Consider the following 26,619-nt stretch of genomic DNA (forward strand, 5'->3'; position numbering starts at 1 on the left):
AACGTACAAGTGAGTGACACAACAGAAGCGCAATAGCCTGATATAGCTGACCACCAAAGTTTTTTATTTCACTGCCTGAACCGGGCTTTTGCATTTACGATTCTGTTTGCTTAACTTCAGGTCTTACATTATTAATACGGCAAACCAAAACAACCAGCATGCAGGATCAATACCTGCTTACAAATCATCTTTATGGAAACAAGTACCCCCGTTATATCAGCCAGCACCATAACAACAAAGACAAAACGTATTGAATCTATTGATCTGTTGCGAGGAACGATCATGATCATAATGGCCATCGATCACATTCGTGATTATTTTCATGCAGACGCTGGTTTGTATGCACCTACTGATCTTTCTAAAACAAATGTGCTGTTATTCTTCACCAGGTGGATTACTCATTTTTGCGCACCGCTTTTCATGGTATTAAGCGGCATATCTGCCTTTATTGTGGGTGAGAAAAAAGGAAAAAAGTATCTTTCTAAATTTTTATTTACACGTGGTTTATGGCTGATCTTTTTAGAATTTACTTTTATAGGTTTTGCCTGGTATTTCGATGTGCATTTTACGGTTATTGATTTCATTGTTATATGGGCGCTTGGTATAAGCATGCTGTTTTTATCGGCTATTATTTACCTGCCTTTCTCAGCGATACTGTTGATAGGTCTTGTCATGGTGTTTGGACATAACCTGCTTGATGGCATACATGTACCTGGTGATGGCGCCCCATCATTTTTATGGGCCATGTTGCATGAGCAACAAATTTTCTTTTATGGAGGTCATACCTATTTTGTAGGTTATCCCATTATTCCATGGATAGGCGTTATGGCATTGGGCTATTGCATTGGCAGACTATACAGTAAAGATTTTGATGCAGATAAAAGAAAAAAAATATTGAAGCAACTGGGTGCAGGTGCGCTTGCTTTATTTGTTGCACTGCGCTTCTCGAATATGTATGGAGATCCATCTCCCTGGAGTGAGCAGTCAACTACCGTTTTCACATTGCTTTCATTTATAAACGTAACTAAATATCCGCCATCACTATTATACCTGCTTGTTACCATAGGGCCGGCATTATTGTTTCTTGCCTATAGTGAAAATGTAACAAGCTGGTTCAGTAAACAAATAAAAATGATTGGCCGTGTAGCAATGTTTTATTACATCGTGCATCTTTACCTCATTCATTTGCTGGCAATGGCAGCAACTTATTTATGTGGTTTCAAATGGAGTGATATGATACTTACCACATGGATAAATTTTGACCCCAAATTAAAAGGTTATGGTTTTTCATTAGGCGTTGTTTATTTAGTTTGGATACTTGTTATTGTTATACTCTATTTCCTGTGCAAAAAATATGACAGGTATAAAAGAAACCATCCGCAGTATTGGTGGCTGAGTTATTTGTAGAATAATATCTCATTTGCTTTTTGTCTTTCTTTACTTTTTCTCTTGAAAGAAAAAGTAACAAAAGTTCAAGCACTGATGATATACAGCCCATCCGTGCATTCGCCTTGATTAAGCTGTAGTACTACTGTAGCTTGGGGCCGCTGTATTTTCATGTACCTGATTATTGTTTGCATGTGAGTAATTAATACCGTTTTGTCAGATGCGAGGACTGAACCTTGGAATCCGGCATCAGCAAAATGGCATTAGGAAATTTATGGAATGGAGCGTTAAGCAGCGAAGATTTTCAATAAAGTTCAGCTGAATTTAATGAGTCTTAGCTGAAAAAAGATATAAAGCAACATAGTAACCTGCTTCGCTGTAGCCTAATGAAGTAAATTTTAGCCATTTTTCCGGAGCCTTGACTTTTTTTGTTAGTTTTTTGTGTCAGGACAAAAAAGTAAATCCCAACTTGCACCAAGGCAAAAGAACAATAACTTTAATCGTATGAAACACATTCTTGCACTAACGATCTCCATTCTTATTATCATTCAATCAAAAGCACAATACGATATCTGCATCTACGGCGGCACCTCCGCAGGCGTAATCGCCGCATACACTGCCGCAAAGCAAAACAAGAAGGTAATCCTCATAGAACCCGGCAAACACCTAGGTGGCTTAACTTCCGGCGGATTAGGTTATACAGACATCGGCAACAAATATGTAGTAACTGGTCTTGCAAGAGATTTCTACAGGAGAGTAGGCAAGCACTATGGCAAATTCGAATCATGGATCTTCGAACCGCATGTAGCAGAAGAAATATTTAATCAATACATCAAAGAAGCAAATGTGCCCGTGTTGTTTCAATATGTTATTACAAATGCAACAAAACAAAATGGTGCCATACAAAGTATAGAAATACAAAACTTAAATCCAACCGCATCAACATTTAAGAAAAACATCACTGCAAAAATGTTTATCGACTGCAGTTACGAAGGCGATCTCATGGCTAAAGCAGGCGTAAGCTATACCGTAGGCAGGGAAGATAATAAAACCTACAACGAAACATGGAACGGCTCACAGCTACTCGATAAACACCAGTTCCCTGATGGCATTGATCCTTACAAAATTCCCGGCGATTCAACAAGCGGTTTACTCTGGGGCATCAGCAATAATAAGCCGTTGCCAAATGGTACTGGCAACAAGATGGTACAAACCTACAACTACCGCATCTGCTTAACCAATGATGCTGCAAACAAGATTGACATTACCGCACCCGATGGTTACGACGCCTCTCAATACCAATTACTCTTACGCTATATAAATAAATACAAACCCAAAGAACTCAACGATCGTGTGCTTAAGATCGACATTATGCCCAATCACAAAACAGACATCAACAACAATGGCCCGTTCTCAACAGATTATATTGGCATGAACTGGGATTATCCCGAAGCAGATTACAACACACGGCAAAAGTTTTTATTTTCTCAACTGCAATACACAAAAGGCTTGTTGTATTTTATTGGTCACGACCCACGCATGCCCGAACATCTGCGCAATGAAATGTTGCAATGGGGTTATCCAAGAGATGAATACACAGACAATAACAATTTCACACCACAGGCGTACATACGCGAAAGCCGCCGCATGATTGGCGCTTATGTTATGACACAAAATAATTGCGAAGGCAGAGAACAAATAACAGATGCAGCAGGCATGGCTGCCTACACAATGGATTCGCACAACTGCGAACGGCTTGTTGTAAACGGCATGGTAAAGAACGAAGGCGATGTGCAGGTAGGTGGCTTTGGTCCTTACCCTGTTGCTTATCGTGCGCTTGTGCCAAAAGCAAATGAGTGCACAAATTTATATGTGCCCGTATGTTTAAGTGCCAGTCATATAGCGTATGGTTCCATACGTATGGAGCCTGTGTTTATGGTGCTTGCGGAAAGCAGCGCTGCCGCGGCTTGCATGGCAATAGACAATCACCAAACAGTGCAACAGGTTAATGTAAAACAGTTACAGCAACTGCTTGTACAAAACCCTTTAATGAATGGCAGCACACCCGAAATACTTGTTGATGATAATGATTCACTGCATGTAACTATAACAGGTGCGCATCAAAAACAAACCACCGGCGGCTACGGACCCACCTGGTTGCAACTGCCCGTTTCTGCACAGCCCGCAACTGTTGCATACACGCCAGGCATACTTACCCCCGGTAACTATACTATTTATGTGTATGTGCCAATGGTAGCGCATGCAGCAACAACATTGCATTACACAATTAATAATGGCACCGCAAAAAATGTTGATATACCAACACCCACACAAGCCGAAGGGCAAACCAGCGGCGAGTGGATAACACTCGGTACATACAAACTCCCAAAAGGAAATACAACCACAGTAACCCTTACCAGCAAAGACGTAGACGGAGTTGTAGTTGCAGATGCAGTATTGTTTGTGCCGGAGAAGTAATTTGTCATTCCGAGGTACGAGGAATCTAATATTTTTTTATGAGCCCAACTGAAGTACTGCTATGAGGCTTTCGTTGCGTCGCACACTTGTACGGTTAGTTTCGTATAGCAGCACCTTGATAAAAAGAAATATACTTGTAGACATAGGAATTAAATTCATAAATGATGAAGTAAATTTATCAAAAACAAAATGTTTATGAATGACAACCTTGAACAAAAGACACTCCTTCAAATATTTTTGGAGCATTTGATTATTGGTCTTATTAAAAACTGGATATCTATCGCTCTTTTTTTTATATACTTCTTACTTAGCAACAAGGAAATGCCAATTTTCACAGATTTATTTAGAATTCAGTCAATCCAAGCCAAAGATTATTTCAATGTTATTATAAGTACGACTGCTTCAATATTTGGAATTGTAGTAACAGTTGTTTTACTAACGTTTGAATTGTCAAAGCATACCTTATTCAAAAGAATAGGAGGAAATATTTTAAATAATTCAATAGTCAGGAACTTTATTTCTCTTGGGGTAGTAACTATTTTATTATCGATAGCATCATATGTTCTTATTCCTGATTTTTCAAATGGAAAGAATATTACAATTGCATATTATGTAAGTTATCTTTTCATTTTATTCGTTGTATTAATCTATCCTGTAATGAAGTCAATTCTGTATTCAACAAGTGGCTTGAGAAAGGTGCTCAAATCAATTCATAGTCTTAAAGTGGAAGATTTTGACGTAAATGATTTCGATAGTAATTCTATCTCTCTTTTAGAGAATGATGAAACACCTTTTTTTCTTATAAAAGCTGAACTCATTTCTTCAATTCGGGACAACGATTTTGAGACGTACAATTTAATACTAAAAGCACTAAACTGGAGGATAATCGATTTGATAGGTGATGGCTCTAATAGAAGCTTAGTGGAAAAGGTTCAGCGAGGGTTAGTAATAATTTGGAAAGGAGGAAATTTTGAAGCTGTTCGTGTAGGTAGCTATCAGTATTTCGATGCGGTTTGGGATAGCATCCTAACTATTTATATAAACGCCATTGAGAAAAAGCATCCATATCTACACTATCAAGAAATCGGTTTCTTTTTTTTACAGGATTTCCTGAGTTTCTTGGGTCGAAACAAATTGCATGATAATCTATCAACGGCAGCAAAAACTCTGTCTAATATATTCCGATTTAGTTTGCAAGAGAATTGCCCACAAGAAAACTTACTAGAGGAGTTGTATGGATACTTTAAAAAACAGGGGGGTGTTTACAATATTGATGCTAGTTTACAATGGGATTATATTATAGACTTTGGGGAATCAATATTTGAAATTCAGAAGATTGCCATTGAGAACAACGATAGAACTTTATATGAGAATTGTGAAAGAGAACTCAGTATTATATTAAGCCGTATTTCCAATGGTGAAATATCCAATTTAGGGGAATTGCAAATTGCGTATCTGATCATTGATATTGTACGAGATAAAATCTATAACGCAGAAACTGCTTTACAATCGAAGTTGTTTGACAAAAAAAGTAACCCTTTCAAACTTGAAAAATATATGTTAGAACGAGCTATAAAAGAAGAAAAAGTGTACACACAATATATCATGACTAGTATCGGTGACTTTATAATTAAATGTCAAAGACAAAGAACACTTTATTCAATCGGGCTTTTAGATGAATGGGGAGCATTATCACGAATCATTTCAGAGTATTTTAAGAAGAATGAAATGGCAAAAAAAGCAATCAATTATATAATTGAAACATTAGAGGTAATGAAACGTGAGATTGAAAATACTCAGTTACCTGATGAAGTTGAAAACTACGATGAAATAAAAAAAATAATAAAAAGCCTTAGGGATATATTACTAAAAGATAATGGAGAATTGGCTGCCACTCAAGCAAAGAAACTTAAAGACAATTTGGATTCCTTCAAAGCTTTAAAAAGAGACAAAGAATATTATATTGTCGCATGGGAACGAAATTGAAGTGCTTCTTCACGACAGCGTTTCCTTTATAGATTATATGCAGAGATAGGAAAATCCTGTTCAATCGAATATAAGCTATGGATATTGAAAAAATAACAAATCTTGATGAACTAAAAGCCTTAGGTTACTTCGAATCTATAAGGTCTGTTTTTTTTACAAAACTACTTCTATTAATAAACCACACTGATGGAAAAAAATTGATTATTAATATTCCCGAAGATGTTAAAGCGATTCTAAACGACCACTTAGACTTCCCTCAATATCTCAAAGCTCTAAAAAAGGGGAACAAAGAATTACTATTAAATTTTCAAGAGGACATTGTTACAACCTTACTAATTAATTCTTGGGTAGTATTCGAGTTAATAATTAAAAGTTTATCCAAGAAAAATTATGCTTTGAGTGAAGAAGATATTTCAGTGAACTATTACAAAAATATATTTGGACTAACCCAGTTGGAGAAGAAAAACTTGGATTTATTTTATTACATAAGAAACGCTTTTGTTCATTATAATGGTGCATATTATTCTTATAAAGAAATAGATCATGTTTATAATGGTCATAGATTTTTTTCCAAGTCTAGAGAAGGAAGTAAGATAATCATTCCGGACACTGACTTTGCATTTAAAATGCATCTTGACATTGAGAAATACGCATATAAGGCGTGGGACAATTATCACAAAAAGCAAAACTAAACCTCTTTCGCAGCAACGTCTGCCTAACAGAATATGTGCAACATGGGGACGTTGCGTGACTTGAAGTATATTATTAACAAAGCAACATTTCTTAGCTAAACACAAAGCTTTTATGAAAACGTTGCTCAGAAATAAGTGTATCAATGAACAAGATATCTACAATTACAAGGCGTGATATTTTCGACACAATGACTGTGGAAGGAATAAGTTGGCATGGACGCCTTGAAGAAACAGAATTTTTATCAAGACTTTACGATTTAGAAAACATGCCTTCAACAGACAGCAGATTTAATAATGCTCTTGGCGACATTTGGCAACACAGAATTAACAATTATGACTGGGATGATAATTGGGTACTTTCTGACAGGCGGTTCAACTTAATGCATTGCGACGATGTGACATTCCTTCAATTTCTGTGTGAGATGCTTCATCCAATTGTAAGAAGCGACGTAACCCAGGTAACTAAACTGCATCAACTTTTTAATGAATATCTTTCAAAAGATAATTTTGAATTAGTTGAAAAAACAAAAATTTCAGACAGACCTATTTTTATAGGCAGACATAAGCTGCTTGGTAAGACTACTTTTGAAAAGTCAAAAAAGGAAATCTCAAATTATCTTTCTGATGAGTATGTACTTAAGCAGATTAATTTAATGGAAGGAGCAATTGAAAATTCACCAGAATTAGCAATTGGAACAGCGAAAGAATTAATTGAAACAATCTGCCATACCATTCTTACTGAACGGCAAATTGAAACGGATAAGAATTGGGACTTGCTACAATTACTTAAACAAACCACCAAACAACTTAATCTAACCGCAGAAGGAATTCCCGATGAAGCAAAAGCTTCGAAAACAATCAAAAGCATTTTAGGAAGCCTGACAACTGTTGTTCAAGGAATAGGAGAATTAAGAAATCAATATGGTAGTGGACACGGCAAAAAAGCAGACTTCAAAGGGTTAACAGCAAGACATGCTAAGCTTTCTGTTGGTGCAGCTTCAACACTTGCAATATTTTTACTTGAAACACATAAATTTAGGCAATAATGAAGAGTCGAACGCACAACATCAACTATGTAAAAAGCGTCAACAGTGGTCCGTGCTCGACAGTCAATTTTCAGCGTTCTTTCGCCGCAACATCTCCTTTATAGGTTATGTGCAAAGGCAGGGACGTTGCGAAGTCAATTGTAACGCAACGTCTCATGGCAATTCACAAGGCTTTGCATGAAGACGTTGCTGAGAAAAAAGCTAAAGCAACTGTAACGCAACTTCACATAGTAATTTATACGGCTTTGCAAAAAGACGTTGCTGTGAAAAAGGTGTTGCGTTGAGGCGGAACATTTACCACTTGTAATTACAGTATTTAATTTTATGACATTCTAAGTCATAAATCGGAAACTTTAAAATTAACTACAAGCGCTCCTTGAGTATCCCAGCCAGGAGAAATATTTCCAATCAATAAACCATTTTTTGTAAATAATGATTCCTCGTTTGAGAATGAATAACCAATGTTTTCTCCATGCTTGTAAAGTCGAATTGAACCAGGAATAAAAGAGATAGAAACGGGTTTTGACGTTTTAACCATTGTATAACCATTAACTATGGGAAGAGATGGCGTAATAATGTCGCTCACAAATATGTGAAAGGTATCTGATGAGCTTTTCAATGGATTCATATTCATTGTCAAATTTTCGGCAAGATATTTTTCACTGTTATGGAAAAATATTTGAAATGCAATAGTATCTCCTGGGTTAGCATTAATAAATGTTTTCCAACAACCAGCACCATATCCCGCCTCACATCCATGATCTTGCGTGATGTTTCCAACCATCATTGTAGGTAGATCGTTGGGTTGGACATTAATGCCAATAAGATTTTCTAATTCACTCGGATGATCTGCAACTCTTCGGATATAACCAGTAGGGTCATCAATTAAGTGCGCATTCAATTCAAATCTTAGCATTGAAGCAATGCTCGTTGTGTCTTTATTATCAAACGCTTTCAATATAAGATCGGATTGCAATTTATTTTTATTTGATTCATATTGATTCCATATCCCTACACCTAATGTAAGAATGGCTACTAAAATTGGAACATTTACTGCGTTAAATAGGCTTTTCCGTTCAATAATTTCAATTGTGTGAGTTGGAAATTCAATACTAATTGAAACGTTGAAAATGCCTTCCCCAAATTTTTCACGAATCTTTTTATTTAAAAGCTTAATAGCATGCTTTTTTATTAACTCACAACTTTCAATAAAATTTTTATATTTTGAAACTCCATAGTATACTGCCGCTACTACTGAAAAAATTATAGTTAAACTACCATACAAAACTTTTTCTATGTTAATTGAAGTTTCATATCCCCATATTTGATAGATGTCGTTTTGTAACTCTTTTTTTATGATATCTTGAATTAATAATTCAACGTCATTTGAAGTAAAGATTCTTTCAATATTTTCTTTTTCATCTAAAATTTTATATTCACTATTTTCTTTAAGATTGTATCCCTGACTTTTCAATTTTTTCGTGAAATCAACTTCTAAGTTGTAAATAATTTTATTTGAATCTTTTCTTTTTTGAAAAGGTGATAGCAGAAGAAGGGCGAGGCTCATGCTTTAGCTTTTTTGAATTATGTCAATACTCCAAATTAATCATTTAAATGAATATAAAAAATATTGAAGGATGGGTCTCCCCAAATGGTCTAAGTATGTACACCTGTTCACAGGTGCAAGTATGCAGTCAACTTTTTCCTATCGGTCGGTGTCCGTAGCAATTCAACCGTTCTGGCGGGTGAGGACACACCGCCGGTAGTACGTAAGATGTACAACCAGGTTAACCTGTAACACTACTACGCTCTATCGGCTGGTGTCCTCACCTGCCGAAATGTTACACTTCTGTTTCAGCAGAGTCACTTGAAAAAGACTCTGCAGCATTTTCTATCGGTTGGTGTCCATAATTTTCCTATCGGTTGGTGTCCATAATTCAATCGTTCCGGCGGGTGAGGACACACCGCCGGTAGTACGTAAGATGTACAACCAGGTTAACCTGTAACACTACTACGCTCTATCGGCTGGTGTCCTCACCTGCCGAAATGTTACACTTCTGTTTCCGCAGAGTCACTTGAAAAGGACTCTGCGGCATTCAAGTAAATAGTTGAGATAAGTTATAAAGTCCACATGCTGTATAAAGAACAAACCGTACAAGTGTCATGCTAAAGCTTGATGTACCAAGTTTTTTCTATCGGTTGGTGTCCATAATTCAATCGTTCGGGCGGGTGAGGACACACCGCCGGTAGTACACAAAATGTACGAGTACTTTAACCAGTAACACAACTACGCTCTATCGGCTGGTGTCCTCACCTGCCGAAATGTTACACTTCTGTCTCCGCAGAGTCACTTGAAAAGAACTCTGCGGCTTCATGCACAACAGTTGAAATAATGATATAAAGCCTACATGCTCCGTAAAGAACAGAACGTACAAGTGTCATGCTAAAGCTTGATGTACCAGGTGACACAACCAATGCTGCCTTAAGAACTGGCAGTTTAAACCCACAATACCTTGTTCTCACTCCACTTTCCCGCGAGAAATAATGCGTTTCTTGTATACAAGTGGTCATCTATCTGCATACAAGTGGTCATCTATATGCATACAAATGGTCACCTATATGCATATAAGTGGTCATCTATATGCATACAAGTGGTCACCTATATGCATACAAGTGGTCACCTATATGCAACGAAAGGTGTATTCACTCCAATGAAATTTGGATTCGTTAAGACGAAAACTATTAAATACAGTTTAAAATGCTTGATTTATAGTGCTTTTTGTTTCCACAGGATCTTTTAAGATGGGCGCTTTGGTATTAGCGCCCAACAGTAGAAGTTATAAAGAGTGCATGCTGCGTAAAGAACAGAACGTAGAAGTGAGTGACACAACGAAGATGAACAGGGATTCCAAAGCCGGTAACCAAAAGCATTTGCCCATTGGTCTAACGAAGACTAACGACGCCAGCGTGCTTAACAAGCATCAACTTACAGTCTCCGCAAAGTAACTTGAAAAGGATGCTGCGGTATTCATGCATAACAGTTGAAATGATGATATAAGGGTCTATTGTCTTTTCAAGGTATATATGCCTTCGCCTCTGATGGTAACTGCATCATATGACGCCCCTATATCAACAGGCTGCGTAAAGAACCATTGTAAGTTTAAAGAAAGTTCCGCGTCAGATATACGACGGAAAGTAACAGTATCATACAAAGGATAATGATCAACAATAAAATTGGGATAATGGAAATAATAAAGCCAGCCAAATAATGGTGAGTTGTTTGGTGAGATGATCATTGAAGAATCAGTTATGATGTGATAACTTCCCGATGCAGTTTGCCACGTGTGTGGTAAGTTTAGCGAAATTGTTGAAGGATATACAAAAGTGAAATTACCATTGGCAGTAAACGAAATAGAAAATGTATCATTATTGTATTTGCCTATTGCTACAGAAACGGCAGGGTAAGGATCTGAAATGGTATCATTGCCTATCCATGTTCCTTCATCAAAACGCCAATCTGTAAATTTCCATTTTCCCGATATGCTTTTGCTTAATGATGATGAATCTTTATTACAGGAAAGAAAAAGGAGCGGGAAAATAAGGGTTGTTATTAAAGGTTTAATCATAATTGAAGATAATGGTTTCTTTAATTAATTTGACAGTTCCGAAGAGTAACTTGAAAAGGACTCTGCGGCATTCATGCACAACAGCTGAAATAATGCTATAAAGTCTACATGCTGCATAAAGAACAGAACGTACAAGTGTCATGCTAAAGCTTGATGTTTCCTATTGGTCGGTGCCCATAATTCAAATGTTCCGGCGGGTGAGGACACACCGCCGGTAGTATGTAAGATGTACGATTACTTTAACCAGTAATACTACTACGCTCTATCGGTCAGCCTCTCCTCACCAGCCGAGATGTCATACTTAATGCATACCTCCACACTGGCGCAGATCTCCTGACCTGTGCTTAAGCCTTACTTATCTTTTAATTCTATTGCTGTAACAAAAAAGAACAAACCACATTGCTGCATAAACAACCGAACGTATCAACGCCTTTGGCGTGATGGCGCCGCAGCTTTCAGTTGAATAAAACGAAGGCGCCACAAGTGTCATGCTAAAGCTTGATGTTTCAAGTGACACAACAGGCGATGAGTAAATAACCAGGCGCCTGTAAATAAAAATATTACTATCTTATTGCTAAAGGTTAAATTGCCAACCTTTCTTTTCTTTTACGAAGAATGTTCACTGCAAAAAAATTAACCAGGTGCAAAACTTCGGTATGGGCATGTGTTGCCCGCAATTAAACAATACAACAATCAATATTAACTTCTGAAAATGTCTTCTACGCCAATTTTTCCTACACAGTTACATACAAGCACTGCAGAAATGGTTAGGGAATATTTTGTGGGTATCCCTAAAGTAGATACTATTCTTGTTGTAAATTCCTGTGCAAGGGGACAAGCTACCCCGGAGAGTGATCTTGACTTTGCCATATTAGTAAAGCCCGAAACCTCAATCTCTGAAATTAATAATATTGAAAGTGACTGGATTAATTATTTGATTGAGCAGCCAACCTATCTGGAATACAAGAGATCAAGTGAATTTGCACACCTGCATTTAGATATTATTAATGGCAAATACACTTCTGCAAAAATTGAAGCAGGTGAGCCGGTAGACAGTTTTGAACTGGAGATCGGCAACCAGATTTCATACTCAGCACCAATGAATAATGCAGGACAATATTTTCTGGAATTACAAAATAAATGGTTGCCATATTACAGTGAAGAACTTCGCCTGCAACGTTTGGCAATGATAAAAGATGCCTGTATATATGATTTAAACCACTGCCACATTTTTGTGAAACGGCATTTATACTTCCAGGCATTTGATATTCTGTATAAAGCCTTCCAGAAATTTTTACAGCTACTTTTTATTGCTTGTAAAACATATCCTATAGCGTATAATAAATGGATAAAATACCAGTTTGAAGAAAAGCTTAACAAACCGGATCTGTATCCAAGACTTTCACCTGTTTTATCTATAAAAAACATAGAAAGCAATGAAATAAATAACAAAGTTGAAATGCTTCGTGAACTGTTAAACGAATTACCAGGTAATTAAAGCAGCATAAAACCTCTTTACTTTTAAAAAGGTGCTGGCATGTAAACCTGTTTACTGGCGCATGTGGTACAGCTTTGTAAACTATTATTCAAGGCACAGGTACGCCAACACACATTAACCGAGAACAAAGGAGATTTTCGTCTCCGCAGAGTTACTTGAAAGGGACTCTGCGGCATTCATGCATAATAGTTGAAATAATGTTATAAAGTTTACATGCTACATAAACAACAGAACGTAAAGTGTCATGCTAAAGCTTGGTGTTCCAGGTGACACAACTAAAGCTGAATAAAAATTCCTAAGCCAGCCACATACATTGTTGCTTTAGTTGTTATAAATTAACATCCTGATAATTCCTTTATGAGAACTTTCCTGACTGCTTTGTCTCTATCCGTCCTTTTATTTTCCTGTAGTCGTTCAACAGAAACCAGCGCTGGTGGTTTATCTCCGCAGGATGCACTGAAAACATTTCAACTGCCTGAAGGGTACAAAATTGAACTGGTAGCTGCGGAGCCTTTGATATCTGATCCTGTTGCGATGGAAGTGGATGAACAGGGGAATATGTACATAGTGGAATTACATGGCTATCCGCTCGATACGGCAGGGTCGGGTGTAATAAAATTACTGGTTGATACAAACGGAGATGGCATGCCCGATAAAAGCACAGTGTTTGCTGATCACTTGAAATTACCAACAGGCATCATGCGCTGGAAAAATGGTTTTATGGTAGTGGATGTTCCGGATGTATTGTATTTGGAAGATACAGACCATGATGGCAAAGCAGATATAAGAAAAGTGATGCTTACAGGGGTAGCACTAACGAATCCGCAACACATTGCCAATACACCAATATTTGGTTTGGATAACTGGATCTACCTGGCGCATATGGGTAGCATTACACCCAAAGTTTCCATGATGTTCAGCGACAGCGGGCATATTGTAAGATATGCCGATGATACCACTGCGCCACAACTGCCGCGCAATGCAGATGGAAGGAATATCCGTTTCAACCCCGATACGTATACTTTGGAAATGTGTTCAGGCGAAACGCAGTATGGGCATACGTTTGACAATTGGGGACACCACTTCTGTGTAGAAAATGCTGACCATATTTTTGTGGAAGCCATCGCTGCAAAATACCTGCAGCAAAATCCGGATCTTTTAATAAGCGATGCGTCAGATTATATCAGCGATCATGGAGATGCGAGCAAGGTTTTTCCGATAACTACCAACCCCGAAAACCAACTGCTTACAGATGTTGGCGTTATTACTTCAGCATGTGGTATTACCTGGTACAACGGTGGTTTATTTCCTGACAGTTTTAATAATGTTTCTCTCACCTGCGAACCGCAGAGCAACATCATTCATGCAGACAAGGTAACACAGAAAGGTGCATCTTTTAATGCAGCGAGAGTATATGAAGACAAAGAATTTCTTGCATCCACTGATGCATGGTTCAGACCGGTGATGATGTATGTTGGTCCCGATGGTGCCTTGTATGTGATGGATTACTACCGGCAGATCATTGAACACCCCGAGTGGCTGAGCGACAGTGTGATCAATTCCGGCGCTTTGTATAATGGGCATGATAAAGGAAGAATATACCGGGTAACTCCTGCCAATGCAGCAAAGATGAACTGGTGCAGCAAATTGAATTTAGCAGGCGCTTCAACAGAACAACTGGTTCAATATTTAACAAGCGGCAATATTTGGTGGCGGCGCAATGCACAGCGTTTATTAATGGACAGGAAAGATCCGCAAACTGCAGCATTATTATTAAAGCTGATCGATACAACAAAATCTGCCACGGCGATCGTACATGCATTGTGGTCGCTGGAAGGCATGCATATCATTGATATTGCAACACTGAACATGCAGCTGCATAATCCTGTTGCGGGTGTAAGAGAGAATGCTGTTAAGATAGCCGAACTGCATTTGAAGGAAGTGCCTCAATTAGAAAAAGAACTGCTGGCATTACAGGATGACACTGATGCAAAAGTGCGTTACCAGATGCTCTGCACATTAGGAGACATTCATGATGCACCGGCAGAATCTGCCAAACAAAAAATACTGATGAAAGATATTGATGACAAATGGTTGCAGGTTGCTGCACTGGCTGCGGCACATGGCAAAGAATATGATTTGCTGAAAAATAGTATCGCAGCTATTTCTTTAAAACCATCAGATGGAAAAGCATTGTTCTTCGCTAATTGTGCAGGTGTTATTGGCTTGTCGCAAAGGATCGATGATATAAAAAATGTAATAGCTCTTGCAACAAAAAATAATACAAGCACTGCTGATTGGTGGCAAAGTGCCTGTTTGAAAGGATTATCAACTGCGCTCCCGGTAAAAGGATTACCCAGTACAAATTTTGAAGCAGAAAGATCGTTGCTGCTTTCAAAGTTTGATGTTGGTACTACGCCATTGTTAAGAACAGCTGCCATAGAATTATTAATGCTGTTAGGCGCACCACAAAATAATTCATGGGCTGCTGCAATTGCGCAGGCAAAAGCTGTTGCGGCAGATGGCAGTGCCAATATTAATTATCGCAAAGACGCGGTACGCCTTTTATCGCTTGATAAAGAAGCGGGCAATGCTGTCTTGTTCGATCAAATAATCAGTAATGTAGCCAATGATGAAACGCTCATTCAAACGGCAATTAAGGCATTTAATAATGTCTCGCCAGATTCCTGCAGCAATTGTATTGTCCGCAATTGGAAATCGCTCGGGTATAATGCAAGGGAAACGGCTATGCAGGCGTTTTTGTCTTCAACCGGTAATACAAAGATTTTGCTGAGTGCAATACAACAAAAGCAGATCTTACCCACGGCTATCAGTTGGCCACATATGGTTGACCTTATGAATAATGATGATGCGTTTATACGCAACCGCTCCAGGGATTTGCTTGCAGCAGGTATAAGCAGCAGGGAAGAAACGATAAAGAAGTATCAAACCGCACTTACACTTAAAGCTGATACGTCGAAAGGCTTGCTGGTGTTCAAAACTATTTGCGCAACATGCCACAATATAAACGGAAGATATGGACATTCATTCGGGCCGGATCTTGGCACCGTGCGCAACCGGGATGCCGGCAGTATTATGACCGATATACTAAACCCAAATCGTTCCATTGCTACAACGTATGATCTGTGGATCGTTACAAAAAAGAATGGTGAAAAATTTAGTGGCATCATATCTGCCCAAACTCCTGCAAGTGTTACATTAAACAATATTGGCGGGCTGCAAACAACTGTTGCCAGAAGTGATATCAGATCAATGGAAATATCACAAACATCTGCAATGCCTATTGGGCTGGAAACATCAATCAATCAACAACAAATGTCAGACCTGCTAGGTTTTATTAAGAACAGCAGGTAAAGTAATATTTATTTAATACCAACTGCATACCGTTGATGGAGCTTCGTTGCGTCGCAATCCTTTCATCGTTTATATCAATATTCATCTGTCGACATTTTGTTGTATTATTTTATTTAGCTGCACAATGTTCTGAACGTACAAGTGAGTGACACAACAGGCGATGAGTAAAGAATCAAAAGCCTGTTTACAAAAATTATTATTTAACAGCCGCCGGTGAAATACCAAACTTTTCTTTAAATGCGCGGCTGAAATGTGAGGTATTTTCAAAGCCGCTTTCAAACGCGGCTTCGCTAACTGTTTTATGCATATTGCTTAGTAAACGCTTTGCATGTTCCAGTCTTCTTTCTGTTAACCATTTACCGGGTGTGGTATTGTATATTTTTTCAAAGTCTCTTTTAAAAGTGGAAAGACTACGGTTACATAAACTGGCGTACTCTTCCATTTTAAGATTGAAACAATAATTTTCATCCATGATGCGCTGCAGTGATACTGACTGCGGCTCATGCATTAAAGAACAGAAATAAGAGAGCAATTCTGTATTACTGGTATCATCTGCAAGTGTAAGTATCAGCTCTTTAAATTTTAATTCAAGCAAAGCGGGATCGGGTTCTTTTACTTCAGCAAAATAGGCACTCATAGAAAGAAAGAAACCAACCAGCGTATCACTGGTGTTTAACAACATCAATGGTTCATAATGCCGCTTGTAACTCGATATTTTTTTTGTTTTTGATTGCAGGGTATTGCATATGAATTCGTCGGGAATAAAAAAGAGTACAACGCAAAAACCTTCATCAAGTAATTGCTCCAATATGAATGCACCTTTTCTTACAAACACACAACTATCTTTTTGTATATCATATACACCCTTGGCAGTATGCCATATTTTTCTTCCGCCTATTACATAAAAAAGGTAATTGTATTCCGTCCACAGGTCGGCGTAGCGGGTTTTCATAAGCCTTGCTTCCATAGGGCAGTTAAATGCAGTTATAAGACTTTTATTACAAACAAATTGTCTGTAATAATCCGGCTGCTGCAATACTTTTTCATAAAAGTTAACCATTGTTGGCGTAGTAGTAATTTATTTCAATAAAAGTAATTATACCCGGGCAATAAATATTATTTAAAAGTAAATGGCTTCTCAATCCGGAAAAACACCAGTTGAACTTTTAAGTAACATCTTTGAACTTTATAATCATGACTCAGGAATATTACCTAAATATATTTGTGTTATGATCTGATGATTGATTATTTATATTCTAATTTTTAAAACACCATACAAATGAATCCAAACAAAGCACTTTGGGAAAAGGGCGACTTTACAAAGGTTGCGGAAACTATGCGTGAAAGCGGCGAAGCACTTGTTTCAAAACTTGGTATCACCAAAGGAATTTCCGTACTCGATCTTGGTTGCGGGGATGGCACCACCGCATTACCTGAAGCACAACTCGGCGCCAGTGTACTGGGCGTAGACATAGCAGGCAATCTTGTTGCTGCAGGTAATGAACGTGTAAAAGCAGCAGGTATTACCAACTGCAGTTTTATAGAAGGAGACGCAATGGATCTGCACGAATTGAATGACGCAACTTTTGATGTAGTGGTAAGTATTTTCGGGGCTATGTTTGCACCACGCCCTATGGATGTAGCGAAAGAAATGGTACGTGTAGCAAAGCCCGGCGGTCGTATTATTATGGGTAACTGGATACCGGGTGATCCAACGATGGTGGCTCAAATATTAAAGATCAGTTCTGCTTACACACCACCGCCACCTGAAGGATTTATAAGCCCTATGCTATGGGGAGTAGAAAGCCATGTAACCGAAAGGTTTACCAATGCGGGCATACCAAAAGAAAATATCTCTTTTGAAAAAGACACATTCAACTTCAAAGCATCATTCTCACCGGTAGAATTTTTAAACAGGTTCAGACTGTACTATGGTCCTACCATGAATGCTTTTGAAGCAGCAGAAAAGAATGGCAAAGCAGAAGCGTTGCAGCAGGAATTGGAAACGTTGTTTATCAGCCAGAATCAAAGTGCAGATAATAACACTACACTTATACCCGCCACTTATTTAAGGGTAGCAGTAGTAAAATAAAATACAGGTTGTGCTAAAAAAGGTTGCCGCGTAATGTGGCAACCTTTTTTATTGTTATGTACCAAGCTCTGGTAATACTATTAAACTTTCGTTGCGTCGCACTCTTGTACGACATAGCTGTATGCGGCGGTGTACTTCAACTGCAGGATAAGAAGAAGCAAAAAGTAGTATTTAGTAATAACTGAAAGTAATAAGATAGTCGATATGGGTGCCTTCACTCTCTCCATTCAAAATAAGTAAGTCCCCATCCTTTTTTACAGGGAGATCGTTATTATAAGTGTAAGTATAGTTAATTGAATAATTAAGACCATCTCCACTACGTGTTTCTTTAAGAGGATTATTTTTTTGAATTACAATATTTGGCAGAAGAAAAAGATGATCATTCGTTTTATACAGTATGGCAAATGCATCAACATTAGTTTTGGTATCGTAGTTCTCATAAGTATCTGTGGTAAATGTTTCAGGTTGTCTTCCAGGTATTTCAAACCAGTGGTCATTTACTTTGAACAAATTACCATCAGAATAATATTCGAATTGAATAATTCTTTCAGGTGCTGTGGTCTCATCTGCATTAACAAAATCCCATTCAACTGCAGTTAATTGTTCTGCGGAATTATAGGTAAGAATATTTTGTTTGAAAATAATTCCCGCCTGGTTAATGTAATTTATTTTAGAAACTTTTCCATTATCATATACATACTGCAGTTTGTCTTTGTTTACTAAGGTATTATCATTCATCTGGCTGATTCGTCCATTAGAGTATAAGAGATCATAAATTTCATAGCCACTTTGAACATTTACGTGCGTTATAAAAGAGGAATTATCATACTCAAAATGATAATATGGAGAAGGAAGATTTTTTACGATCATATCTTTTAAAAGAATGGTATGTACATCAACAGGCGGATCTCCAGGCGACGGCTCTTGCGTTTTTTCCTTTTTGCAGGCAGCAAACAAAGTAAGACATAATGTTATAGACAATATGGTGTGTTTCATTGCAAGCTATATTTTTTTCAAACGCAAAATTTATTTAAAGAATGATCATAATTACAAACGAAGTGGATGAATTGGTTTATTTGATGTTTGTACTGTAATTATTTACTCTGGGTGGGAAAAGCCAGGTAATAATAAAGGCGTACAAGTGTGCGACTCAACAAAAGCTTTATCAAATTTAATTAAGCTTGCTTCAGGCCAATATCTTGTTCAATAATCTTCACGCCTTAATTTTTAATTAAGTAAAAGCATTTTTTATAAAAAGTAATGAAGAAATCAATTATTGATTTTTGCGGCAAAAAAAAAGATACTTTTACATTTGAAAACAGATCGCAGCCCTAATTGACAGATAGAAAAGTACCCAGATAACCTTTAGATGAACATATAATCTTTCAGCTCAATTTTTTTGTTACAGTAATTTTTTAACTGGAGTATTTACCCTGACAGAGAATAATTGTATCCTTTATATCCTTTGTTAACACTAATTAATCCGTATGCCCAAATTTGTACCCTTAAAATCTCTATGGAAGATTTTATTTTCTTTCCTACATTTTGATTCTGCATCAATATTGTTTAAACCTGCTATAAAATGTTTTTCTTTTCAGGATAATGTTTTTAATTTTTTAAAAAAGAAAGCTGTTACTCCTGCGTGTGTTATTTTTCTCTTTGTTATTGGGATTATACCCACAAAGAGTTTTGCGCAGACAAATTTTAGTAGTGGCACATGGTCATCAGTTTCAATAAGCAGCAGTTGCACATCGACAACTTCAAATTATATACTTAATGCAACCAACGCCACATCGGGCGGAAATTCAACTTCTAATAGCTTTGTAGCAAGTGGTAAAACTGTAACGATCACTTTGCCTTCAGGTTTTACATTGAGCACAATTACCGGTGGCGCGCTTAATGGAAATACGATAGGAACAATAACTGCAACGGCCACTACAGTTTCCTTTTCTACGCCTGTATCAATTGCAAAAGGTGCCTCTTTTACTATTGTTCTAAATGGACTAACCAATAACAGTGCAGCAGGAAACTATCAGCTTTCCATGACGATAGGAAATGCCACGGGCGGAAATAATATTTTTACTACCAGTGCAAATTCACAATTTACCATTACCCAAAACGCAACAATAAGTTTAACATCTGCTGCCGGAACTAATGCACAAACACCTTGTATCAATACAGCCATAACAAATATCACTTATGCAATTGCCGGTGGAGGGACAGGTGCTACTGTTACCGGCTTACCAGCAGGAATAAATGGTTCTTATAATGCAGGTGTTTTTACAATCAGTGGAACACCAACTGCCGCAGCAGGTACTTATAATTACACCGTAAATACTACAGGAACCTGTACACAGACCAGCGCAAATGGAAGCATAACTATACAACCAAATGCAACGATCAGTTTGACCTCAGCTACAGGAACTGAAGTACAAGTCACTTGTATTAATACAGCTATCACGAATATTACATATGCAATTGGTGGAGGCGGAACAGGTGCTACTGTTACTGGCTTGCCAGCAGGAATAAATGGTTTTTATAATGCAGGTGTTCTTACGATCAGTGGAATACCAACTGCCGCAGCAGGTACTAATAATTACACCGTAAATACTACAGGAACCTGTACACAGACCAGCGCAAATGGAAGCATAACTATAAAACCAAATGCAACGATCATTTTAACTTCTGCTACAGGAACTGATGCGCAAACGCCCTGCATTAATACAGCCATCATAAACATTACCTATGCAATTGGCGGTGGTGGTACAGGCGCTACTGTCACCGGCTTGCCGACAGGGATAAGTGGTTCTTATAATGCAGGTGTTTTTACAATCAGTGGAGTACCAACTGCCGCAGCAGGCACTTATAATTATACTATAAACACAACCGGAACATGCACGCAAAAAAGTGCAAATGGGAGCATAACAATAAAACCTGATGCCACAATAAGTTTAACTTCTTTTACAGGAACAGATGCACAGGCTCTTTGTAACAATTCGCCTATCTCAGCAATTACTTATGTGATTGCAGATGGTGGAACAGGTGCCGTCACTACCGGCTTACCTTCAGGTTTGACCAGTTCTTACAATGCAGGTATATTTACCATTAGTGGCACTCCAAATACAGCAGCGGGAACCTATAACTATACAGTAACTACAACAGGAACCTGTGCACAGGCAACAGCAAACGGCAGTATAATTGTAAAACCACAACCTCAGGGAAGTTTGTCTGCTAATGGTCCTTTTTGTTCATCGGGTAATGGCATGCTTACATGGACATCTTCTGCAGGTACAGGTCCTTTCACTATTATTTACAATGATGGCTCTTCAGATCAAACACAAAATAATGTAATAAGTGGAACTGCATTTGATTTGCTTACAAATCCACTCGGTGCTACAAATACTTATGCAATTGTTTCAGTGACTGATAATAATGGTTGCGAAAGCAATACAGGCTTTACCAATGGCTCGGCAACAATAATCGTTCATCAACCAGTAAATATTACCCTTCAGCCATCCGATGAAACAGTATGCGCTACCTTCCCTGCTACTTTCCAGGTAAATGCAACCGGCGATAACTTAATGTATCAATGGTATAGAAATGGCTCTCTTCTTTCAGACGGGGGTCGCATTTCCGGGGCGGCTACCAACACTTTAAATTATTCACAGGTTAGTGCTGCAAACAATGGAGCCACTTATCATGTTGTTGTGAGTGGAACGAGCCCATGTCCATCAGTAACATCAGTTGATGCTGTATTGAATGTTGATCAAAAAATAATTATCAATACCCAACCTGTTTCACAAACGATTTGTGAAAACCAGATGGTTAGTTTTTCTATTGATGCTACTGCTTCAGACCCCCTTTCTTATCAGTGGAGAAAAAGTGGTACAGATATTCCGGGAGAGACGAACAGTACTTTGATTATTTCTAATGTTGCAGCTTCTGATGCAGCCGAGTATGATGTAATAATATCGGGTCCGGCAGGCTATAGCTGCCCCACTATATTTTCAACAAAAGCAACGTTAACAGTAAATCCGCTTTCTGTTGGGGGTTCTGTTAGCGGAACTTCTACTGTATGTTCAGGGAGCAACAACGGAACACTTACATTGAGTGGTCAAACAGGAAATGTAGTGCGATGGGAATCTTCAACTGACGGAGGAGCAACATGGACAACGATCGCTAATACAACAACTTCTCAATCTTATATAAACCTTACACAAACGACTTTATACAGAGCCGTTGTGCAAAGTGGTGTATGCAGTATCGCAAATTCATCTTCTGCAACTATTACAGTTAACCCGGTTTCTGTTGGCGGCTCTCTCGGCGGCACTACTTCAGTATGTTCAGGAAGCAACAACGGAACACTTACATTGAGTGGTCAAACAGGAAATGTAGTGCGATGGGAATCTTCTGTAAATGGCGGAGCAACATGGACAACGATTGCTAACACAACAACTTTACAATCGTATACAAACCTTACCCAAACAATACAATACAGAGCAGTTGTACAAAGTAGCGTATGCAGTATCTCAAATTCTTCTTCTGCAATTATTACGGTAAATCCTATTTCAGTGGGAGGAGCAGTAAGCGGCGCAGCAACTGTATGCTCAGGGTCCAATAGTGGAACACTTACATTAAGCGGACAAACAGGGACTATAATAAGATGGGAATCTTCTACTGATGGTGGCATAACGTGGACAACGATCACTAATACAACTACTACTCAATCTTATACAAATATTATTCAAACAACTCAATTCAGAGCAGTAGTACAAAGTGGTGCATGTAGTATTACAAACTCATCTTCTGCAACAATTACGGCAAATCCAGTTTCTATTGGAGGTGCAGTTAGTGGTACAGCTACTGTATGTTCAGGAAGCAATAGTGGCACACTCACTTTAAGCGGACAAACAGGAAACGTAGTGCGATGGGAATCTTCTGTAAATAGCGGTACAACATGGACAACGATTGCCAATACAACTACTTCCCAATCATATACTAATCTTACTCAAACAACACAATATCGGGCGATAGTGCAAAGCGGCGTATGCAGCATTGCAAATTCGTCATCAGTAATAATTACCGTAAATCCTGTTTCGGTTGGAGGAACGCTAACACCATCCTCAGCAATTGGTTGCTCCGGTTCTAATAATGGCTCAATTTCATTGTCTGGCCAAACAGGAAGTGTTATCAGGTGGGAATCTTCTGTAAATGCCGGAACTTCATGGACAGCAATAAGCAATACTTCCACAACACAGGCGTATAACAATCTAACACAAACTACAATTTACAGAGCAGTTGTACAAAGCGGCGTGTGTACTGTTACAGCAAATTCTTCAAATGCTGTGATCGTAGTTAATCCAACATTTACACCTACAGTTACTGCAACCCCTGTTACAATATGTCTCGGTCAATCTTCAATATTTTCAGCAAGTGGGTATTCAACCGCAACAGGCCCGTTTGCAGGAGGAGATTTTAATAATGCAAATCCAGCCGGCTGGAGCGTAACAAACAATGGTGTGTCTATTAATTTCCCTGCGAGTGCAGATAATCAAACTACAAATCCATGGAGTGAAACAAATGGTCCAAAAACTTTTAATAGTGTTGTTTATAATTCCCAGTTAGGAGGCAAATTTGCAATTGCAAACGGTGCAGAAACGACTACTTTGGAAACACCTGTTTTTAGCACAATCGGACTAGCATCGGCATCCTTACAATTTTACCAGGCTTTTAATTTCAATGCAGGAACAACCGGTAAAATTGAAATTTCGCTTGATGGTGGCGTTACTTATAATACCATACTACAACAATACACTGGCCCTTCTTCTTTTGGTACTTCGAACGGCGGGTTTTCATTAGTATCTATCCCTTTAACCAATTATCTCAGTCAGTCCAATTTAAGGATACGTTTTTCTTTTAATGGCACTGCAGGAAGTAACTGGGCCATAGATAATGTAGGCATTCCTGATCCTTACCAGCCTATTGCTTATAAATGGACACCGGCAACATATTTGTCAGTTGATACCGGAAGAACCGTCACTGCCACACCAACTACCGCCGGAACATTTACCTATAATGTAAATACACTGGTGGGAGGTTGTGCGGGTGGCAATACAAATGTTACACTTACTGTTAATCCTTTACCCGCTATCTCTGCATCACTTACCAGTCAAACTATTTGTTCAGGAAGTTCAATTATGCCTGTTTCATTTACAAGTAACATTAGCCCAACAACATATAACTGGACAAGAAATAATACAGCCGCTGTTACAGGAATTGCGGCAAGTGGTACCGGTACTATTAGTGGTGTATTAACTAATACTACTTCTAATCCCGTAACAGTAACTTTTACAATAACCCCTACAGCAAATACTTGTGGTGGCACTCCTATAACAATAAGTGTAATAGTTAACCCGGTTCCCCAGGCATCTATCAGCGGCTCTGCAACCATCTGTAATGGTCAAAGCGTTACCCTATCGATAAATGTTACCGGAAGTAATGGACTCATCTCCGGCACACTTTCAGATGGCACCCCTTTTAATGGAACTGCTCCTACGGTTTTAGTAAATGTGGCACCAACAGTAACTACCACTTATACGATCAGCAGTTTAACAAATGGTTCATGTGCTGCTGCAGGTTTAACAGGTAGTGCAACAGTAATTTGTCCTAACGGGGCTGCAGGGTTATGGACAGGTGCAAAAGACAAGGATTGGTTTAATTGTCTTAACTGGGCCGATGGAAAGATTCCTACAACATCCGTTGATGTTAATATTCCTAGCACAGCTGCTAATGTTTGTAATATCGATGCAGCCAATTCTCCTTATGCCTCAGCATATGGAAATGTTGCACAATCAAAAAGCCTCACTGTCGATAACAATACGCTCTCATTTATAAACGCATCAGACAGTTTAATAACTGCAGGAAATGTTACCATTAAAAATACAGGGACTATCAACATGACAAATGGCGGTAAGTTTGAAGTGCAGGGAAGCTGGGATGACCAGGTAAGCACTGCTGGCTTAGGCTTTAAGGATGGAATTGGAAATGTGATCTTAACAGGAACGGTAACACAAACAATAAGTGCAGCAAAGCAGGCAGAACTATTTTATAATTTGAAAATTAATAAAACTTCGGGTATTGCAAGTCTTGCTATAAACGTTACAGTAGATAATAATCTTACACTTACGAAGGGCGCCTTTGCAACGAACAATAACCTGTTTACATGGAGTAATATTTCAGGCTCAATTGTCTTACCTGCAACTTATACCGATAGTTATATCTGCACCTGCAACTCAGATGGTTCACCTGTTACCCCTACCGGCAGCAATGGCTTCCGTATTATTAATGTAAGGGGTAGTTCAGAGCAGATGTTTCCTGTAAGCAGTGATTTTGTTTCTCCCAACCGAATGTCTTTAAACATGAATAACAGCACTGCTGATGATTTTACTGTTGTTGTTGGAAAGGGTGATATCGGCGGCACCTCTGCTCCAAAAGTAAATCGCATCTGGTATGTAAGTGAAGCAACGCCCGGCGGCAGTACAACTACCATGAAATTATATTTTACAAAAAGAAACTGGGGCGTTTTCCCATATGGTTCTGCACAGGATGAAGTAGAGGACGGGTTTCTTTGGAGTGATCCGCATCTGGTACAAAAAGACAACAATAATCTTTTTGTGAATGTGGCAACAACAGGTACAGCAGATGTACCTAACTATACCGGCAATGCTTTCAACACAGAGATATACGGACGATACTTTATAGATGTAAGTTCAGATAACCAGGGAAATAAAAACGGCATCACTGCTTTCAATAAATTTTCTGTTGTGAATATTGGTAACATTATTTTGCCTGTAACACTCACCAATATAAAAGCTTACCAGAAAAACAATACGATAGACATTGATTGGACAGCACTTAATGAATTGAATATGGATCATTATGAAGTGGAGAGATCAGCAAACGGCACCAGTTTTAATACTATTGAAAATGTTGATGCCCGCAACAACGATATTGCAGAGAATTATTATACTGTACATGATACAAGACCTGTTTTGGGTAACAACTTTTATCGTATAAAAGCTGTTAATAAAAACGGTGAAGTAAGTTATAGTGTTATTGTTGTCGTTAATATAGGCACTGCCAAATCATCGGTTACTGTGCAGCCAAATCCTGTGTTTAATAAAATCATTAACCTGCAGTTAAATAATGTTGCTGCAGGAAATTATACAATTGTCATCAGCAATATGAGTGGTCAGCAAATTTATAATCAAAAAATCGAGCATGGTGGTGGAAACGCAATGCAGCAAATCATATTGCCATCTTCCATTGCACGTGGCGTTTATATTGTTAGCGTATTCAATAAAGTTGCCACTTACAATATACATGTTGTAATAGAATAAGGGGCACCTGCACATACAAAAAGAAACAGGCACAACTGTAA

At 38.3% G+C, this 26,619-nt stretch carries 13 protein-coding genes; 9 read left to right on the forward strand and 4 right to left on the reverse strand.

Annotated features, from left to right (window positions below; translation table 11 throughout):
• Positions 1-192 precede the first annotated feature (192 nt).
• From FRZ67_RS05345 to FRZ67_RS05365, 5 genes are all read left to right on the forward strand, one after another.
• On the forward strand, positions 193-1,407 hold the full coding sequence (locus FRZ67_RS05345; protein WP_147188555.1) for an acetyltransferase domain-containing protein: 1,215 nt from the start codon (positions 193-195) through the stop codon (positions 1,405-1,407).
• Between the two features lie 483 nt (positions 1,408-1,890).
• The gene (locus FRZ67_RS05350) at positions 1,891-3,864 is read left to right on the forward strand and encodes an FAD-dependent oxidoreductase (protein WP_147188556.1); all 1,974 of its coding nucleotides are present in this window, start codon (positions 1,891-1,893) and stop codon (positions 3,862-3,864) included.
• Between the two features lie 195 nt (positions 3,865-4,059).
• A complete protein-coding gene (locus tag FRZ67_RS05355; RefSeq protein ID WP_147188557.1) occupies positions 4,060-5,850 on the forward strand; it encodes a hypothetical protein in 1,791 nt (596 codons plus the stop codon).
• Positions 5,851-5,927: 77 nt separating this feature from the next.
• Positions 5,928-6,542: a hypothetical protein gene (locus FRZ67_RS05360; protein WP_147188558.1), complete on the forward strand. Its 615-nt coding sequence runs from the start codon at positions 5,928-5,930 to the stop codon at positions 6,540-6,542.
• Between the two features lie 143 nt (positions 6,543-6,685).
• The gene (locus tag FRZ67_RS05365; RefSeq protein WP_147188559.1) at positions 6,686-7,588 is read left to right on the forward strand and encodes an abortive infection family protein; all 903 of its coding nucleotides are present in this window, start codon (positions 6,686-6,688) and stop codon (positions 7,586-7,588) included.
• Between the two features lie 337 nt (positions 7,589-7,925).
• On the opposite strand, the gene FRZ67_RS05370 is transcribed toward FRZ67_RS05365, so the two are convergent.
• Together FRZ67_RS05370 and FRZ67_RS05375 are read right to left on the reverse strand one after the other, a co-directional pair.
• Positions 7,926-9,155, reverse strand: coding sequence for a hypothetical protein (locus FRZ67_RS05370; RefSeq protein WP_147188560.1), 1,230 nt, complete (start codon positions 9,153-9,155; stop codon positions 7,926-7,928).
• 1,495 nt (positions 9,156-10,650) lie between these two features.
• Entirely contained in the window at positions 10,651-11,214 is a 564-nt protein-coding gene (locus FRZ67_RS05375) for a hypothetical protein (protein WP_147188561.1), read from the reverse strand.
• Positions 11,215-11,926: 712 nt separating this feature from the next.
• Here FRZ67_RS05375 and FRZ67_RS05380 point away from each other — a divergent pair.
• Together FRZ67_RS05380 and FRZ67_RS05385 are read left to right on the forward strand one after the other, a co-directional pair.
• The gene (locus FRZ67_RS05380; RefSeq protein ID WP_147188562.1) at positions 11,927-12,712 is read left to right on the forward strand and encodes a nucleotidyltransferase domain-containing protein; all 786 of its coding nucleotides are present in this window, start codon (positions 11,927-11,929) and stop codon (positions 12,710-12,712) included.
• A gap of 357 nt (positions 12,713-13,069) precedes the next feature.
• Entirely contained in the window at positions 13,070-16,087 is a 3,018-nt protein-coding gene (locus tag FRZ67_RS05385; protein WP_147188563.1) for a PVC-type heme-binding CxxCH protein, read from the forward strand.
• Between the two features lie 196 nt (positions 16,088-16,283).
• Here the strand turns inward: FRZ67_RS05385 and FRZ67_RS05390 are convergent, their stop codons facing one another.
• The gene (locus tag FRZ67_RS05390) at positions 16,284-17,147 is read right to left on the reverse strand and encodes a helix-turn-helix domain-containing protein (RefSeq protein ID WP_147188564.1); all 864 of its coding nucleotides are present in this window, start codon (positions 17,145-17,147) and stop codon (positions 16,284-16,286) included.
• A 219-nt stretch (positions 17,148-17,366) separates the two neighbouring features.
• Here FRZ67_RS05390 and FRZ67_RS05395 point away from each other — a divergent pair, with 219 nt between their 5' ends.
• Positions 17,367-18,179: a class I SAM-dependent methyltransferase gene (locus FRZ67_RS05395; RefSeq protein WP_147188565.1), complete on the forward strand. Its 813-nt coding sequence runs from the start codon at positions 17,367-17,369 to the stop codon at positions 18,177-18,179.
• Positions 18,180-18,350: 171 nt separating this feature from the next.
• Here FRZ67_RS05395 and FRZ67_RS05400 read toward each other — a convergent pair whose 3' ends face one another.
• On the reverse strand, positions 18,351-19,175 hold the full coding sequence (locus tag FRZ67_RS05400; protein ID WP_147188566.1) for a hypothetical protein: 825 nt from the start codon (positions 19,173-19,175) through the stop codon (positions 18,351-18,353).
• Positions 19,176-19,666: 491 nt separating this feature from the next.
• Here FRZ67_RS05400 and FRZ67_RS05405 point away from each other — a divergent pair, with 491 nt between their 5' ends.
• Positions 19,667-26,578 carry a DUF8696 domain-containing protein gene (locus tag FRZ67_RS05405; RefSeq protein ID WP_147188567.1) on the forward strand — a complete coding sequence of 2,304 codons (6,912 nt, stop codon included), beginning with the start codon at positions 19,667-19,669 and terminating at the stop codon, positions 26,576-26,578.
• Positions 26,579-26,619 lie beyond the last annotated feature (41 nt).

The sequence above is a fragment of the Panacibacter ginsenosidivorans genome, assembly GCF_007971225.1.
In the GTDB taxonomy this organism is placed as follows: domain Bacteria; phylum Bacteroidota; class Bacteroidia; order Chitinophagales; family Chitinophagaceae; genus Panacibacter; species Panacibacter ginsenosidivorans.

Bases quoted from the DNA above. Each gene is read 5' to 3' on its own strand.
- FRZ67_RS05345 (WP_147188555.1), top strand. From the start codon at position 193: ATGGAAACAAGTACCCCCGTTATATCAGCCAGCACCATAACAACAAAG.
- FRZ67_RS05350 (WP_147188556.1), top strand. From the start codon at position 1,891: ATGAAACACATTCTTGCACTAACGATCTCCATTCTTATTATCATTCAA.
- FRZ67_RS05355 (WP_147188557.1), top strand. From the start codon at position 4,060: ATGAATGACAACCTTGAACAAAAGACACTCCTTCAAATATTTTTGGAG.
- FRZ67_RS05360 (WP_147188558.1), top strand. From the start codon at position 5,928: ATGGATATTGAAAAAATAACAAATCTTGATGAACTAAAAGCCTTAGGT.
- FRZ67_RS05365 (WP_147188559.1), top strand. From the start codon at position 6,686: ATGAACAAGATATCTACAATTACAAGGCGTGATATTTTCGACACAATG.
- FRZ67_RS05370 (WP_147188560.1), bottom strand. From the start codon at position 9,155: ATGAGCCTCGCCCTTCTTCTGCTATCACCTTTTCAAAAAAGAAAAGAT.
- FRZ67_RS05375 (WP_147188561.1), bottom strand. From the start codon at position 11,214: ATGATTAAACCTTTAATAACAACCCTTATTTTCCCGCTCCTTTTTCTT.
- FRZ67_RS05380 (WP_147188562.1), top strand. From the start codon at position 11,927: ATGTCTTCTACGCCAATTTTTCCTACACAGTTACATACAAGCACTGCA.
- FRZ67_RS05385 (WP_147188563.1), top strand. From the start codon at position 13,070: ATGAGAACTTTCCTGACTGCTTTGTCTCTATCCGTCCTTTTATTTTCC.
- FRZ67_RS05390 (WP_147188564.1), bottom strand. From the start codon at position 17,147: ATGGTTAACTTTTATGAAAAAGTATTGCAGCAGCCGGATTATTACAGA.
- FRZ67_RS05395 (WP_147188565.1), top strand. From the start codon at position 17,367: ATGAATCCAAACAAAGCACTTTGGGAAAAGGGCGACTTTACAAAGGTT.
- FRZ67_RS05400 (WP_147188566.1), bottom strand. From the start codon at position 19,175: ATGAAACACACCATATTGTCTATAACATTATGTCTTACTTTGTTTGCT.
- FRZ67_RS05405 (WP_147188567.1), top strand. From the start codon at position 19,667: ATGCCCAAATTTGTACCCTTAAAATCTCTATGGAAGATTTTATTTTCT.